Raw genomic sequence first — 16531 nt, 5'->3', positions numbered from 1 at the left:
GTGATCCGCCCTTCTGCCACGACTCGTGCTTAGCCGAATGCTGAACACGGCGGTGAACTTTTTTCACTTCGCGTTCTTTCAAAGCGATGAGTTGGCAGTATCCAGTACCCGGAACTGATCACTGAAAACTGATCATTAAGGACTCTGTGCTAAGGCGCATCCTTTTTCTCGTCGGCCTCCTCACCTTCAGTGGATTGATCTGGCACATCGGTCCTGTACGGATCGTGGACACCGTGGCCGGGCTCGGGCCGATCGCGGGGGTGGTCATTCTGCTGCCGTCGCTGCTCATGTATCTGCTGGAGGCCTATGGCTGGCGGCTGACGCTGCGGCAGTATGCCGATGCGGTCTCGTTCGGACGGCTGCTGGCGATCCGCACGGCGGGCGAAGTTGTCAATATGACGACGCCGACTGCCTATGTCGGCGGGGAGCCGCTCAAGGCGATGCTGCTCAAGCCGTCCGGTGTACCCATGATCGAAGGGCTGGCCTCTGTCATCACAGCCAAGACGACGATGACGATTGCGCAGGTGCTGTTCATTCTGCTCGGGATTGGGCTGGCCTTCGGACTGGTCGGCTCGTCCGGCGGCGGGCACGCCTCGTTACTTGCCGCCGTGGTGGGCGTGGGGCTGCTGCTGTTTGGAATCGCACTCTTCGTGATGGTGCAGCGCATCGGACTGTTTCTGGGCCTGCTCAATGTGCTGCGCTGGTGCCGCATTCGCATTGCGTACCTTGAAGCGCGCGAGGACAAATTGCGCGAACTTGATCGGACAATTTTGGATTTCTACACGCGCGACCGCCGCGCCTTTGTGCTCTCGATCAGCTTCTTCTTTCTGGGCTGGCTAGCTGAGGCGCTCGAGGTCTTTGTCATTCTTCATTATATCGGGGGAGGGCGCGCTGACCCGCTGGCGGCCGTCGCGATCGGTGCCCTGTCGGTGTTCATTAAGGGTGGGACGTTCTTTATCCCTGGCAGCCTTGGCGCGCAGGAGGGCGGCAATCTCCTGGTGCTCGTCGTCTTCGGCTATTCCGAAGTGGTCGGGATCACCTTTGCACTGCTGCGGCGCGTGCGCGAACTGGTCTGGATCGCCATCGGGCTGCTCTGTCTGGCGGGGCTGGGTGGGACGCTGACCCAAACGGGCGAGCCGTCACAGAAACCGTAGGTGTATCCTCCGCGCGCCATGCAGGTCTGTTTAGCCGGATTGCGCTCCTTATCCGCGTGCTCTCTGCCTGTTTGGCGCCTGACCGGATGTATCCCCATATTCCGCCTAACCCGGGCAATCCAATCAAAATGATCGCGGTTTGTCCGTTGATCAAAAGTATTCGGAACAGGCAGTACTGGTTTTTAGAGTTGACCGCTCCCCTTTAAACTAAGCCAACGGAAGATTTAGGCTTACGGGCCTTGTATAAAGGGGGGGAGGTCATTGCGTCCCCAAGCGAAACGGCGCGGCATCTCTTTGTGTTCCCATTTACACACTCCCAGTGCCTTGCTAGGATGCCACGCATGAAGTCTGCACTGATGGTTGTCTGGGCCGTGGTCGCGGCGCTCTGCGCAGTGGCATTCGGATTCGTCGCAGGCATTTTCAATCCCTCAGAAAAAGTGAACGGGCTCTGGCTGGTCGTGGCCGCGGTCTGTCTGTATGCGCTAGGCCTTCGGTTCTACGGCCGGTTTCTCGCGTCCCGCGTGGTCGAGCTTAACAACCAGCACGTGACGCCGGCTTGCCGCTTGAACGACGGGACCAATTTCCACCCGACGAACAAGTACGTGCTCTTCGGACACCACTTCGCGGCGATTGCCGGAGCGGGGCCATTGCTAGGGCCTGTCTTGGCAGCACAGTTCGGTTATCTGCCGGGATTTCTCTGGCTGGTGATCGGCGCGGTACTGGCGGGCGCGGTGCAAGATTTCATCATTCTGGTCGCCTCGATGCGGCGCAATGGCCGGTCGCTACCGGAAATCGCGCGTGATGAACTAGGCGTCCTCACGGGGACAGCGACGGCCGTCGCGGTGTTGTTTATTGTCGTCGTGGCGCTGGCTGGTCTTGGACTGGCCGTTGTCAACGCGCTCTACCGAAACGCATGGGGCACGTTTACCATTGCGATGACGATTCCGATCGGAGTGCTAATGGGGTTTTATCTGGAACGGTTTCGGCCTGGGCGCATTGGCGAAGTCTCGGCGCTGGGCAGCGTGCTCCTGCTTGTCGCGGTGATTGCGGGGCGGAGCGTGGCACAGTCAAGTTTTGCGGGATGGTTTGAGTTCGAGCGCGAGTCGCTGGTCTGGCTGATGGCCGGGTATGGATTTCTCGCCTCGGTGCTGCCCGGCTGGATGCTGCTGGTGCCGCGCGGCTATCTCTCGACATTTATGAAGCTCAGCGTGGTGGTGCTGCTGGCAGCTGGCGTGGTGTTGCTGGCACCAACGATCGAAATGCCGCGTGTGACGGCGTTCGCCCAAGGGGGCGGACCGATCATCCCCGGTACGCTCTTTCCGTTTCTCTTTATTACCATCGCCTGCGGGGCGGCGTCTGGTTTCCATTCGTTGGTGTCGTCCGGGACGACACCCAAGATGATCGAACAGGAGTCGCATGCGCTGGTCGGCTATGGCGCGATGCTGCTCGAGAGTTTCGTCGGCGTCATGGCATTGATCGCGGCCTCGGTGCTGGTGCCCGGCGATTACCTGGCGATTAACACGATGCTGACATCAGATCAACTGGCGGAGATGGGATTCCCTGTGCAACGGATTCAGGATCTGTCGCGCCTCGTGGAAGTGCAGGTCGAAGGCCGGCCCGGCGGGGCCGTGTCGCTGGCTGTTGGGATGGCGGCCATTTTTTCTGCGCTACCAGGCATGGCGGGGCTGATGGCCTATTGGTACCAATTCGCCCTGCTATTTGAGGCCCTGTTCATCCTCACGACGATTGACGCCGGGACGCGTGTGGCGCGCTATCTGCTCCAGGAAATTGGCGGGCGGGTCTATGCGCCGTTGCGGCAGTTCAACTGGTGGCCGGGCATGCTGGTGAGCAGCGCACTCGTCGTCGGGGCCTGGGGCTACTTGATCGGCACCGGTAGCATCTCGACGATCTGGCCCATGTTCGGCGCGGCCAATCAATTGCTCGCCACGCTGGCGCTCTGCATCGGCACGACGGTCTTGATCAAGATGCGCAAGCCGCAGTTTCTCTGGATCACGGCGGTGCCGATGGTGTTTGTTGGAGCGATCACATTGACGGGGTCGTACGAAATGTTCTGGCTCTTTCTCGGCAAGGCGCGCGAACTGCACGACGCAGCGCAGGCCTTCACGCTCTACCTGGATATGGCGCTAGTCGCCATCGTAGCGCTGCTAGCGATGGTCGTGCTCGTGGATGCGTTCCGGCAATGGTACGGCTATCTGGTGCAGGGGCGGTCGTTCACGAGCAGCGAGGTGATCGTGCTGGCTGGTGGCGGGGCCTCGCCGGCCGGCTCACGGGCAATGGTATCGGACGGTATTCATCTGCCGGGCGGTGGGTGCTGCTAAACCAGGGATAAATAGTGAATGTAGAATGGTAAGCGGGTTGCTCGGAATTCATCTCTCATCGTTCCGCGTATATCAGTAGAACGGAGTCACGATATGGCTGACCTGTTTTCGTTCGATGTGGTGTCTAAGGTGGATATGCAGGAAGTAAAGAATGCGGTTGACCAGTCGCTCAAGGAAATCGGCCAGCGCTTTGATTTTAAAGCGACAAAGACCGAGCTCGTCCTCAAGGAGAAAGAGATGGAACTCGTGATCGTATCGGATGACGAGTACAAATTAAAAAGTGTCGTGGACATTGTGCGGGGGAAACTGGTGAAGCGCAACGTGTCGGTTAAAGCCTTCACGTTCGGTGCGGTGGAGCCGGCGCTGGGCGGGTTGGCCCGGCAGGTGGCCAAGATTCAAAGCGGGCTAACGATGGAGAAGGCCAAGGAGATCGTCAAGGAGATCAAGGACGGCAAGCTGAAAGTGCAGGCGCAGATCCAGGGCGAGCAGGTCCGCGTACAGAGCAAGAGCAAGGACGAGCTGCAGGTGGCGATCGGATTTTTAAAAAAGAAGGAGTTCGAAGTCGATCTGCAGTTTACCAACTATCGATAAGCTTCACTATGCAGCGCCTCGCCGTTTTTCTTACTGCCCTGTTGGTCGCCCTCACCGGCTGTGGCAGCAGCGACCCAATCGTCGTCATCGCGCTCCATCCCAAAAATCCGCAAATCATCTACGTCGCCACCAATGACTACATCTACAAAACGCGTGATGGTGGGCAGACGTGGGAAAACATTTCCAAGGGTATGACCCATTCGCGTGTAATTTCGATGGCGATCGATCCGGCCTATCCGGCTACCGTCTATGCCGGCACGAAGGGTGACGCGGTGTTCAAAAGCTATGATGGCGGACAGCGGTGGACGTCGCTACGGGCGGGGCTCGACGACAGCACGGTGACGTCGGTCGTCACGCAGTTCGTGTTCGATCCCAAAGACAGCGCGCACCTGTTCGCTTCCACGACCATGGGCGTGTTCGAGTCCACGAATGGCGGGGAGAGCTGGCAGAAGCGGATGAACGGCATGAAGGAAGTGCTGATGGTGGTGGCGCTGGCACTGGATCCCACGCGGACGGACATTCTCTACGCTGGCACGAGCGGCGGCGTCTACAAATCCGTCAACCGTGCGGGGTTGTGGGGGAAGGCTAACGAAGGGCTGGTGCCTCCGGAAATGATCAAATCCTCACGTGCCCTCGGTGTGACCGCGATGCAGGTGGATCCCTTCGCACCGGGCACGGTGTATGCCGCCACGCTCAACGGTCTCTATAAAACAACCGATGCGGCCAAGTCATGGACGCGCATTGCGCAGGAACTACCAGATCAAATGATCAGCGCAATGGTGCTAGACCGGGACAAGGTGGACACACTTTATATTGCCAGCCGGGAGGGGGTGCACACGAGCATTGATGGTGGAAACACTTGGAAGGCGATCAATGAGGGGCTTGCGAGTCTGAACATCCGTTCGCTTGCCCAGAGCGGAACGAATCCAAAACTCTTCTACGCGGGGACAAATGGCAGCGGGTTATACAAGAGTGAAAACGGCGGCGAAGTCTGGCTGCTCATGCCGCCGGTGAAGTCGGTCTTGCAGGCCAACCGTCCGTCGTAATTTCAAAATATGTTAGGGGGGCGATTGAAAGTGGAAGCGCCAAACAACGGGCCTGCCCGTGTCGGCGTGCTGGAGGAACCGGCGGGATCCTGCCCTACTCGCTTCGAACCTGATGCTGGACGGCAGCCTCGTATCCAAATTTTCGTATCCGTGCCGCGGTGGCAACGTAGAATCTTGTGCGTCTCGGCCCCTGGGTGGCTGCTCATTGCCACTCCCGATATCCCCGACCCCGGTGATGGCTGCCGTGTCGTATTGCCGAGGTGTGCTCCGTATACTGGCTAGCCCTTGTCCTGAATATTCTTCAGACGATTGGCGTCGCAGTCTTCCAGTCCGTCAGGGGGCTCGCTGGCATTCGGAGCCAAAAGGCAGCACCCAATGCCGCGTGGAGCTTTCCAGCAATCCAGCTGAATCGGCACCAAGGACCCAAACCAGCCTATCTAGTTGACTTCACGAACTTTCCCCTTGACATGCGATGAACGAAAGGTATACGTTTTTTAAAAAAGTGGGAGAAAGTGGTAAATCATCGTTCTTCCAGGGGAAATGGTGCGTTAAGCCATGTCCCTGTTTTGGCCGGAGAGGTTTTATCTTGGCTGGACTGCAAGTCTGGCGGCATCTACGTGGATTGCACGATTGGGCAGGGCGGCCATGCGGCGCTGATGCTGGAGCGCATGGGACCGGATGGAGCGGTGATCGGAATCGATCGCGACCCCGAGGCCATCGAGGCCACAGGATTGCGACTGGCACATGAGGCAGCGCGTCTGCGCCTCGCATGCGGAAATTTCAGCGAGCTTTCTCGGATTGTGCACCTGTCCAGCGTGTCGGAGGTTGACGGCGTGATCTTCGATCTAGGCGTGTCGTCAGCTCAACTGGACCAGCCGGAGCGCGGGATGAGCTTTCTCGCCGACGGTCCGCTCGACATGCGCATGGATCCGCGGAGTGGACGCACGGCCGCCGACTCGGTGAATCAGCTTTCAGAACGGGAACTGGCCGATCTTATCTATCAATACGGCGAGGAGCGATACTCTCGCCGCATTGCCCGCTCAATTATCAACCGCAGGAACATTGCCCCACTTCGCACCACTTTCGATCTCGTGAGTGCTGTTGTCCGTGCCGTCCCGGCTTCCTACCGCCATGGGCGAATCCATTGTGCGACACGGACATTTCAGGCGCTACGCATTGCCGTAAACCGGGAGCTAGATGTGATCGAGGGCGCCCTGCGGGAGGCGGCGGCGCTGCTGGTGACCGGAGGGCGGCTCTGCGTCATTTCGTTCCATTCTCTCGAGGACCGGATTGTCAAGCAGACGTTCAAATCCCTGTCGCAGGGACCGCAAGCCTGTCTGAAGATTTTGACGAAGAAACCGCAGGTACCGTCTGACGAAGAGTGCCGTGGGAATCCGCGCGCACGCAGCGCCAAGCTGCGAGTGGCCGAGCGGCTGCCTGTTGGAGGGGCGGCATGAAAGCGCTGGCGGGTTCAATCGTCATGGGCGTGCTGTTGCTCTTTGTTTGGGAGCGCGCGGACATCGTGCGTGTTGGTTACCGGATCGAGCAGCTTAAAGCCAGAAAAGTCGTGCTGCAGCGCGAGCAGGACGAGTTACGCGTGAAAGTCTCAGCGCTGACGGCGCCGGAGCGCATCGCAAAAGTGGCGACGGAGAGGCTTGGATTGCTCCCGCCACAGCCCGGCCAGGTGATTCTGGTAAATGCCGCGGACGCGATGCCGGGCGAGCCGGCGCTGTCGGAGGTCCGTATGGCGAAGCACGAGCGTTACTGGAGAAAGCCGTGACCGGCATGGAGCCCTGCCGTGGCCGCCGCATCGTCCTGGCCGTGCTATTCCTAGCGGGATTCGTGGCCGTCCTCATTCGACTTGTCAATCTGCAAGTCCTGCAGGCGGGAGAACTATCGGTCAAGGCAGACCGCCAGCATCAAAAGGCCGTCATGGTCGAGGGCAGTCGAGGGACGATCTATGACCGGCGGGGCAAGGTGCTGGCCATGAACGTGGAGGTACCGTCCATATTTGGGGTGCCAACCTCACTTGAAAATCCCTCCGGCGTGGCACGCGATCTCGCGCGCGTGCTGCACGTGCGCGCGGCGGACATCGAGAAAAAACTCAGGCAAGAGCGGAGCTTTGTCTGGATTGCGCGCAAGATCGATCCCGAGGAGGGCCGCAAGCTGGACACGCTGTCCCTTGGCGGCATCGGCACAGTGATGGAGGGGCGCCGGTTCTATCCCAAAGGTCCGCTGCTCGCTCACGTACTGGGCTTTACCGGCATTGACGGGCAGGGGTTGGAAGGCATCGAGCGCCGCTACGATCCTTACCTGCGCGGCGAAAAACGCCAGATCATTCTGCAGCGTGACGCGCTGGGGCGGACCGTGTTTCCTAAAGGGCTCACCGAGCAGGGACCGTCGTCCGGACACAGTCTGACGCTGACAATCGACGAGGTGATCCAGTACGTCTCCGAGAAGGAGCTGGACGCGGCTGTGTCGGCCTCGCGCGCTAGGGGTGGCGTCGTCATCGTGATGGAACCGAAGACCGGCGCCGTGCTGGCCATGGCGGTGTCGCCGCGGTTTGATCCGAACGCCGTGCGAGAGCTATCCGCCGACCGCTGGCGCAACCGCGTGCTCACGGACGCCTACGAGCCGGGCTCAACAATGAAGATTTTCCTTGCTGCTGCCGCGCTGCAGGAAGGTGTGATGAAGCCAAGCAGTGAAATCTATGCGGAGAACGGCAAGATAACAATTGCGGGGACGGTCATCCACGATCATGAAAAGCACGCGTGGCTGACTTTCGCACAAGCGATTCAAAAGTCGAGCAATGTTGCCGCGGCCAAGACAGCAATGGTGCTTGGCGACGAGCGCCTGTACCGATATCTGAAAGCCTTCGGCTTCGGCGAGCGGGTCGAGATCGATCTGCCGGGCGAAGCCGGCGGTCTGCTCAAGGAGCCGCGCGAGTGGGGTCGGCGCACGCTGGCCTCCGTGGCTATCGGGCAGGAGATCGGCGTTACGGCGCTCCAGCTCGCGACGGCCGTCTCGGCCGTGGCCAACGGCGGCTGGCTCATGAAGCCCTATACTGTGGCCGAGGTGCGCGATGCGCAGGGGCAGTTGGTGGCGCAAGTGTCGCCGCAAGCACGGCGGCAACCTATCACGGCCGAGACGGCGCAGAAGCTCAACACGATTCTCGAGGGCGTCGTGACGGCCGGGACCGGCGGCAAGGCGGCGGTGCCCGGCTACCGCGTGGCGGGCAAGACGGGCACGGCGCAGAAAATTGACCCGGCGACCGGCGCCTATTCGTCGAAGCTATCTGTCGCATCGTTCGCTGGCTACGTCCCGGCCGACGATCCGCGCCTGACGATTGTGGCGATCATCGACGAGCCGCATGGCGAGGCCTGGGGGGGCACCATCGCCGCGCCGGTCTTCCGGCGCATCGCCGAACAGGCGCTCCCCTATCTGGGCGTATCGTCGCAGGAGCCGATGAAGCTGGCGTGGGCCTGGTCTTCTGATGGAGTGATGATCCCGTGACCTTTGCCGAACTGGTCGCGCCGCTGGCGGTTGCCAAGCGGACGGGAAATTTGAATGTCGCGATTTCGTCGCTGACGGACGATTCCCGCGCGGTCAAGCCGGGCGGCGTCTTTGTAGCGGTGAAGGGCGAGCGCGTGGACGGCCACGCCTTCGTCGAAAAAGCCGTCGTGGCCGGCGCCGCGGCGCTGGTCATCCAAAAAGACGTGCATGTACCGTTGCCGTCTTCGATTCCGGTCGTGCACGTGGAGGATACGCGCCGGATACTGGGCGTGCTGGCCGGGCGGTTCTACGCAGATCCGGCCTCCCATCTGTGCATGGTCGGCGTGACGGGGACAAACGGCAAGACGACGGTGACCTATCTGTGTAAGGGGCTGCTGGAGGCGGCCGGCCGCCGCGTCGGCCTAATCGGCACGGTGGCCTATCAAATCGGCGACGAATGCATTCCTGCGTCACATACGACGCCGGGTGCGGTGGAGTTACAGGAGCTCTTGGCGAAGATGGCCGGGGCGGGTATGGACGCGGCAGTGATGGAAGTGTCGTCGCACGCATTGGCGATGGACCGCACGGCCGGCTGCGAGTTCGACGTCGCGATTTTTACCAATCTCACGCAGGATCATCTCGATTTTCACGCTGACCTTGAAGACTATTTTCAGGCCAAGCTCCGCCTCTTCACTGGTTTAAATCCGTCAGGAGCGAAGCCGCGGCCTAAGCGCGCTATCGTCAATCTCGACGATCCACGCGGCACGCACGTCTGCCGGGCCAGCCGCGTGCCCGTCTGGACCTATGCGATCCATCAGACGGCCGACATCCGTGCCGAGGATGTCCGGTTGGCATTGAGCGGCACGCGGTTCACCGTAGCAACTCCGAAGGGCCGGTTTCCGATCGAAAGCCAGTTGGTCGGCGAGCACAACGTCTACAACATGCTGGCGGCAATCGGCGTGGGACTGCACGAGGGCTTTTCCCCGGATATGGTCCAGCGCGGCATTGCGTCTGTCGTGAATGTACCGGGCCGCTTCGAGCGGGTCGAAGGCGGTCAGAACTTCACGGTCGTGGTGGATTACGCCCATACGGAGGACGCGCTACTGCGGCTGCTTACGACCGTCCAGGTGCTCAAGACAGGGCGGATCATTATCGTGTTTGGATGCGGCGGTGACCGTGACCGCACGAAGCGCCCCAAGATGGGGCGCGTCGCCGCACGACTGAGCGACATAGTCTTCCTTACGTCTGACAATCCGCGCACGGAGGATCCACAGGCGATTTTGAGAGAAGTTGAGGTTGGCGTGAAAGAGGTGCTGGCGCAGAGGCCGGTTAGATATGAAGTGATGGTCGACCGCCGTACTGCGATCGAGGCCGCCGTGCGTGAAGCGAAAACGGGGGACACAGTGCTGATTGCCGGCAAGGGCCACGAGGATTACCAGATCGTCGGAACGACCAAAGATCATTTTGACGATCGGGAAGTGGCGCGGGCGGCTTTGGCGTCGTTGCGCGTATGATGCCAGTTGCGACGTGTCGGGTTCTAACCACGAGTGCCGAACTGTGGAAGTATACGATGCCGTTGTTTGTCATCGATGAAATTCGGGAGATCGCCAGCGCACAGTTGCTGACGAAGCGGGAACTCCACACCGGGAAGCAGGGCATCCGGCGCCTCTGCACGGATTCACGCGAGATCGGCGAGGGGGATCTCTTCGTGGCGCTCACGGGAGACCGGATGGACGGGCACGAGTTCGTGCCGGCTGCGCTGAGGCAGGGCGCGGTAGGTGCGCTGGTGCGCGACAGCTACCATCTGCCGCTGTCGGTGAAACGAAGTAGCACCCGTGCGTCTGTACTACTTGGCGTGCCGGACGTGCTGGCTGCCTATCAGCAACTAGCGGCGCATCATCGCAACCGGTTCCAGATTCCGGTCGTGGCTGTGACCGGCAGCAATGGCAAGACAACGACCAAGGAAATGACGGCCAATGTGCTGGCGCAAAGCAAGCCGGTGCTTCGTACTGAGGGCAATTTGAACAATCGGATCGGCGTACCGCAGACGCTGCTGCGCCTGACGCCGCGCCACAAGGCGGCGGTGATCGAAATGGGCGTGGACAACGTCGGTCAGACGGTGCGGCTTTGCGAGCTCACCCGCCCGACGATTGGCCTTATCACGAACATCGGCCCGGACCATCTGGAGTTTTTTGGCTCGGAGGATGTCTCCGCACAGTCCAAGGGCGAATTACTGGAATTTCTGCCGCCTGAGGGCAGCGCGATATTGAACGCGGACGATGCCTATTTCGGCTATCTTGCCTCTCGTGCGCGTTGCGAAGTCGTGTCGTTTGGCCTCTCCGATCGCGCGCAGGTGCGGGCAGAGCGATTGATGATGGGCGGGCAGCACCGTACGCAATTCCATCTGCGGCTGCCCGGCCGCGGTAGGCCCCAGCTGGTCTCTCTACATGTGCGCGGCCTGCACAATATTCTAAATGCATTGGCTGCTGCTGCCGTGGGGCATGTCATGGGGTTGAGCCCGGTGACAATCGCGGCCGGCCTGGCAGCGTTTCGGCCGCTGGCCATGCGGTCGCAGATTCTGACCTGGCACGGCGTGCGCATCATCAACGATTGCTACAACGCGAATCCGGCCTCAATGAAAGCCTCCATCGATCTGCTGTGCGAACTGGGTGCCGGCGGGCGGTCGATCGCGGTGCTGGGTGACATGCTGGAGCTGGGAGCGGACGCCGCCCCGCGACACCGCGAAGTCGGCACCCATCTGGCGGAACGGGGCATCTCGCATCTGATCGCCTGCGGCGCATTTGGACACGAACTGGTGGAGGGTGCACGCGCGGCTGGTATGCCAGCGGGCTGCGCTGTATACGAAACTGACGCGACGAGGGCCGGGGCGGCCCTGAAAGAGCTGGTGCAGGCCGGTGACGTGGTGCTGGTCAAGGCGTCGCGCGGCATGAAGATGGAGCGGGCCGTCGAAATCGTGACGGGGACGGGCGGTGTGGCGACGCTCAGTCGAGGCGGGAGGAGCTGAGATGCTGTATCTCCTGCTCTATCCGCTCCACACGGAAATACCCGCACTGAACGTGTTCCGGTATCTGAGCTTCCGGACGATTTACGCGGCGATCACGGCGTTTCTGATCGCTTTTGTGCTGGCACCGCCGCTGATCAAAAAGTTGCAAGCGATCAAGATGGGACAACACATCCGCGAGGATGGTCCCCAGGGCCATTTAGCCAAGGCGGGCACGCCCACAATGGGCGGTGTGCTGATTCTTTTCGCCGTCGTCCTCTCGACGACGCTGTGGGCGGATATCACCAACCAGTACGTGTGGCTGGCGCTGGGTGCGACGGTCGGGTACGGCCTAATCGGTTTTGCTGATGACTATCGCAAGTTTGCGGGTGCCAAATCGAAGGGGCTGACGGCCGGACAGAAAATTCTTGCCCAAGGCGCGTTGGCGCTGATGATTGGACTGCTGCTCTACTATCTGCCTAGCTACTCAACGAAGCTGAGCGTGCCGTTCTTTAAGAATTTCACGCCCGATCTGGGATTGTTCTACATTCCCTTCGTTGTACTGGTCATCGTCGGCAGCTCGAATGCGGTGAATCTCACGGACGGCCTCGACGGGCTTGCCGTCGGCCCCATCATGATAGCTGCTCTGGCCTACACGATCGTGGCCTACGTGGTCGGCAACAAGATCATGTCCGAGTACCTGCTGATTCCTTACATTGATGGCGCGGGCGAACTGGCGATCTTCACCGCAGCGATCTGCGGCGCGAGTCTTGGGTTTCTCTGGTTCAACACCTATCCGGCCCAGATTTTCATGGGCGATGTGGGATCGCTGCCGCTGGGCGCGGCGCTAGGCACGGTGGCGGTTGTGAGCAAGCACGAACTGCTGCTGTTGCTGGTCGGTGGCGTATTCGTGATCGAGGCCATCTCTGTAATCTTCCAGGTGGCCTCGTTCAAGTCGCGCGGTAAGCGGATCTTCCTTATGGCGCCGATTCACCATCACTTCGAGATGAAGGGGTGGGAGGAACCGAAAGTCGTCGTGCGGCTGTGGATCATGGCCGTGATGCTGGCACTCCTGAGTCTCAGTACGCTCAAGCTGAGGTGAGGTGAGATGGGATTTGATGAGGACGACGAACTTGAAGAGCGAATTTACGGGCAGGCGGGTCACGGTCATTGGTCTCGCCCGCAGCGGAGTCGCCGCGGCGCGTCTGCTTCATATGGTTGGAGCTCGGGTCACCGTGGCCGATGCCAAGCCGGATGCGCAGTTGGTGTCCGCGCTCGCTGGAGTAGATCGGACGGCAATTGAGATTCGCACCGGGCCCGGTTACGAATCAGCCGTCAGCGGTGCCGATGTCGTTGTGGTCAGTCCGGGCGTGCCGTCAAACCTGCCGATGCTGCGGCAGGTCCGGCAGAGCGGCCGGTCCATCATTGGTGAATTGGAGTTGGCGTCACGGTTTTTGCGCGCGCCCGTGATGGCGATCACCGGTACGAACGGCAAGAGCACGACAGTGACGCTGATTGGCGAACTTATGCAGCGCAGCGGGTGGCGTACCTTTGTTGGGGGGAACTTGGGGGTCCCGGTGAGTGAAGCAGCCATCGAAACGCTGATGTCCGGCGAATCGGGCGCTGGTCCCTACGACTATGTCGTGGCGGAAGTATCCAGCTTCCAATTGGAAACGATCGAGCGGTTCCACCCCTGGTTTGCCGCCGTGCTCAACGTGACGACCGATCACATGGACCGCTATGACGCGCTGTCGGACTACATTGCGGCCAAGGCACGGATTTTTGAGAATCAGTCGGCGGGTGACATCGCGCTGTTGAATCTCGACGACGAGCGTGTGGCGGCCATGCGCGCAAAGGTACGCGGGGATCTGTGGGGAATTTCGCGGGCTGATCCCAAGGGGCGCGGCGTCTCTGGCGGTGTCTGGTGGGACGGGATGCAGGTAATGGCCAGCGTCGACGGCCGAACGGAAGCGGTCTGCCGGCGCGACGAGATCCGTGTACCTGGCGCGCACAACCTGACCAATGCGATGGCGGCCGTGTCAGCCGGACTTGCTGCGCGCTGCCCGATGCCCGTCATCCGACAGGCGCTACAGGAATTTCCTGGCATCGAGCATGCGGTGGAGGCGGTGCGCGAGCGCAACGGCGTTCAGTTTGTGAACGATTCGAAGGGAACGAACGTGGACGCGGTGCTCAAAGCGCTCGAAAGTTTCGACAAGCCGATCGTGCTGATCGCGGGCGGGCGCGACAAGGGTGGCGATTTCGAGCGGCTACGCGAGGTAGTGGCGCGGCGCGTGAAACATCTCATTTTGATCGGTGAAGCCGCGGCGAAGCTGCAAGAGATCTGGTGGGAGTGCCGCTCGATCAGCCGTGCGGGGTCGTTGCGCGAGGCGGTGGCGGAGGCGGCCCGTGAGGCCGTGGCGGGCGATGTCGTCCTGCTCTCGCCAGCCTGTGCGAGTTTCGACATGTTTGCGGACTATCAGGACCGGGGCCGGCAGTTTAAGCAGCTTGTGAATGAATTACCGTAATGAGTGATGAGTTTCGGAGCACTGAAAAACGCGACCCGTCACGTCTTACTTATCGTGGATCGCTGATGTATGGCGAACAAGATGCTCGATGCAGGCACGCTGACGCTTCCGTGGACCTCCGTGGACGGTCGTGCGCGCAAGCGCGCCTCGATCGACGGGACAGTGCTGATGGTGACGATGGCGCTGGCCCTGTTCGGGTTGATTATGGTCTTCAGCGCCAGCGCGGTGGTGGCGGGGAGCCGTTTCCAGGACCCGATCTACTTCCTCAAGCGTCATCTGGCATGGCTGGGATTCGGATTCCTACTGCTCCAGATCACCGCGCGCGTGGACTACATGGTCTGGAAACGGCTGGCGGTGCCGGTGCTGGGGCTGACGGCGATTCTGCTCGTACTGGTGCTGATTCCGTCGCTGGGCGTGATGGCCAAGGGTGCTCGCCGTTGGATCAGACTGGGGCCCGTATCCATCCAGCCGGCCGAGATGGTCAAGCTGGCCGCCGTCCTGTATATGGCGCTCTATCTGACCAAGCGCGAGGGGAAGCTAACAGACTTCGCGTCCGGGTTCCTGCCACCGCTGATCGTGACCGGAATGCTGGCGGGTCTCGTGCTGCTCCAGCCGGATCTCGGTACGGTGGTCGTGGTTGGGGCGGTGGCCTATGCGATGCTCTTTCTTGGCGGCGCGCGGGTGAGCCATCTTTTCAGCGTGGTGCCGGTCGCGCTGGCCGCCGTGGCCGTGCTGGTCTGGCGGTCGCCCTATCGCCTGCAGCGGCTGATGACCTTTTTAGATCCCGGCAAGGATCCAACGGGAGCGGGTTTCCAGGTGAACCAGTCGTTTCTGGCCTTCGGCAGCGGCGGTGCGTTCGGCGTCGGATTGGGCGAGGGGCAGCAGAAACTCTTTTTTCTCCCCGAGGCCCACACGGATTTCGTGCTGGCACTGGTCGGCGAGGAACTGGGCTTGGCCGGGACGGCGGCGATCATCGCGCTCTTCGGCATACTCGTGTTCAGGGGATTTCAAATCGCGGGTCGCGCGCGGGAGCCCTTCGGCCGGCACCTGGCGTACGGTATCACTCTGCTCATTGGATTCCAGGCGCTGACCAATGCTGGCGTGGCTACCGGGTTGCTGCCCACCAAGGGTTTGACGCTGCCGCTAGTGAGCTACGGCGGCTCGTCGCTGCTGGTGACGCTGACGGCGATCGGCATATTGCTGAGTATCTCGCGTGACCGCCAAGGCGGACGGCAGGTAGGCAGGCATGGACTGGGACGGAGCGCAACGGCTTGATCACGATCGTGATCGCAGCGGGCGGCACTGGCGGCCATTTGTATCCGGCCGTGGCGCTGGCGCGGGAATTTCTCCGGCGCGATCGAGCGACGCGTATTCTCTTTGTGGGTACGTCCCGCGGGATCGAGGCAAAGGTGCTGGCGCACGAGGGATTCGAGCTGGCGTTGATCTCAGCACGGCCAGTGATGGGACGCAATTTATTTCAGGCAGCGCTTGCGATGTTGTCGTTACCCATTGGGATCCGCCAATCAATGTTGTTGATGCGCGAATGGAAGGCCAGTCTTGTGCTCGGCGTTGGCGGCTATACGAGTCCCCCGGTGCTACTGGCGGCGCGGCTGTTGGGTCTGCCGCAGGCAATTTTAGAACCCAATGCCACGCCCGGTATGGCCAACAAGGTGCTGGCCCCGATGGCGCAGCGAGTATTTGTGAACTTTGCCAGCGCGGCCCAACATTTTTCACCGGCCACCGTCCGCGTGACAGGCATGCCAGTGCGGCGGGAGTTTTTGGAAGGCTCTGGGCAGCCTCGCGGTGTGTCAGACAAGAAGACGCTCCTGATCTTTGGTGGCAGCCAGGGGGCGCGCGCCATCAACGACGCGGTGATCGCGGCGCTGCCGTATCTGGCCTCGTGCAAGGAGAGGCTGGCGATCGTGCATCAGACCGGCGAGGCGGAGCGTGCGCGGGTCGCGGCGGCCTACGAGCAGGCGGGTGTGCCAGCGCAGGTGACGCCGTTTCTGTTTAACATGCCAACGGTCCTGCGCGGGGCTGATCTAGTCGTGTCGCGTGCTGGGGCGATGACGGTGTCGGAGCTGACAGTCTGCGGGAAGCCCGCAGTGCTGATCCCGCTGCCAACCGCAATCTACCAGCACCAAGCGCATAACGCGCAGGCGCTGGCCGAGGCAGGCGGTGCGGTGGTGCTGCCGCAGAACGAGCTGACGGGTGTGAAGCTGGCAGAAGTGGTCACGGCATTGCTTGGCGATCCGGAACGGTTGCGCGCCATGGGCGAACGGAGCCGGACGATGAGCAAAGCCGACGCAGCGGGGACAGTGGTTGGGGAATGTCTGGCACTGATCGCACAGGGAGCACAACGCTAGAAGCGGAGACTGGTCGA

At 61.2% G+C, this 16531-nt stretch carries 13 protein-coding genes; all 13 read left to right on the top strand.

Annotation, left to right across the window (positions count from 1 at the left end; translation table 11 throughout):
- Positions 1-128 precede the first annotated feature (128 nt).
- Positions 129-1154 (top strand): flippase-like domain-containing protein, encoded by a 1026-nt coding sequence (locus tag FJ248_01620; protein ID MBM4119586.1) that lies wholly within the window; start codon positions 129-131, stop codon positions 1152-1154.
- 341 nt (positions 1155-1495) lie between these two features.
- On the top strand, positions 1496-3493 hold the full coding sequence (locus tag FJ248_01615; GenBank protein MBM4119585.1) for a carbon starvation protein A: 1998 nt from the start codon (positions 1496-1498) through the stop codon (positions 3491-3493).
- 93 nt (positions 3494-3586) lie between these two features.
- Entirely contained in the window at positions 3587-4084 is a 498-nt protein-coding gene (locus tag FJ248_01610) for a YajQ family cyclic di-GMP-binding protein (protein MBM4119584.1), read from the top strand.
- An 8-nt stretch (positions 4085-4092) separates the two neighbouring features.
- Complete coding sequence (locus FJ248_01605) at positions 4093-5130, top strand: hypothetical protein (protein MBM4119583.1); 1038 nt, start codon at positions 4093-4095, stop codon at positions 5128-5130.
- A gap of 512 nt (positions 5131-5642) precedes the next feature.
- Positions 5643-6587, top strand: a complete 945-nt coding sequence (gene rsmH, locus FJ248_01600; GenBank protein ID MBM4119582.1) for a 16S rRNA (cytosine(1402)-N(4))-methyltransferase RsmH — start codon at positions 5643-5645, stop codon at positions 6585-6587.
- Positions 6584-6910: a hypothetical protein gene (locus FJ248_01595; protein MBM4119581.1), complete on the top strand. Its 327-nt coding sequence runs from the start codon at positions 6584-6586 to the stop codon at positions 6908-6910. Before rsmH ends, FJ248_01595 begins: the two co-directional genes overlap by 4 nt.
- Positions 6907-8643, top strand: coding sequence for a penicillin-binding protein 2 (locus tag FJ248_01590; GenBank protein ID MBM4119580.1), 1737 nt, complete (start codon positions 6907-6909; stop codon positions 8641-8643). The genes FJ248_01595 and FJ248_01590 overlap by 4 nt, the downstream gene beginning before the upstream one ends.
- The gene (locus tag FJ248_01585; GenBank protein MBM4119579.1) at positions 8640-10136 is read left to right on the top strand and encodes a UDP-N-acetylmuramoyl-L-alanyl-D-glutamate--2,6-diaminopimelate ligase; all 1497 of its coding nucleotides are present in this window, start codon (positions 8640-8642) and stop codon (positions 10134-10136) included. Before FJ248_01590 ends, FJ248_01585 begins: the two co-directional genes overlap by 4 nt.
- On the top strand, positions 10133-11647 hold the full coding sequence (gene murF, locus FJ248_01580) for a UDP-N-acetylmuramoyl-tripeptide--D-alanyl-D-alanine ligase (GenBank protein MBM4119578.1): 1515 nt from the start codon (positions 10133-10135) through the stop codon (positions 11645-11647). Before FJ248_01585 ends, murF begins: the two co-directional genes overlap by 4 nt.
- Before the next feature lies 1 nt (position 11648).
- Entirely contained in the window at positions 11649-12725 is a 1077-nt protein-coding gene (locus tag FJ248_01575) for a phospho-N-acetylmuramoyl-pentapeptide-transferase (protein ID MBM4119577.1), read from the top strand.
- A gap of 16 nt (positions 12726-12741) precedes the next feature.
- Positions 12742-14148, top strand: coding sequence for a UDP-N-acetylmuramoyl-L-alanine--D-glutamate ligase (murD, locus tag FJ248_01570; protein MBM4119576.1), 1407 nt, complete (start codon positions 12742-12744; stop codon positions 14146-14148).
- 69 nt (positions 14149-14217) lie between these two features.
- A complete protein-coding gene (ftsW, locus tag FJ248_01565) occupies positions 14218-15423 on the top strand; it encodes a putative lipid II flippase FtsW (GenBank protein ID MBM4119575.1) in 1206 nt (401 codons plus the stop codon).
- Positions 15420-16514 carry an undecaprenyldiphospho-muramoylpentapeptide beta-N-acetylglucosaminyltransferase gene (murG, locus tag FJ248_01560; protein ID MBM4119574.1) on the top strand — a complete coding sequence of 365 codons (1095 nt, stop codon included), beginning with the start codon at positions 15420-15422 and terminating at the stop codon, positions 16512-16514. The genes ftsW and murG overlap by 4 nt, the downstream gene beginning before the upstream one ends.
- Positions 16515-16531: the final 17 nt, after the last annotated feature.

The sequence above is a fragment of the Nitrospira sp. genome (assembly GCA_016873435.1).
Taxonomy (GTDB): domain Bacteria; phylum Nitrospirota; class Nitrospiria; order Nitrospirales; family Nitrospiraceae; genus VGXF01.
This window is presented reverse-complemented; position numbering and strand designations above follow the sequence as displayed.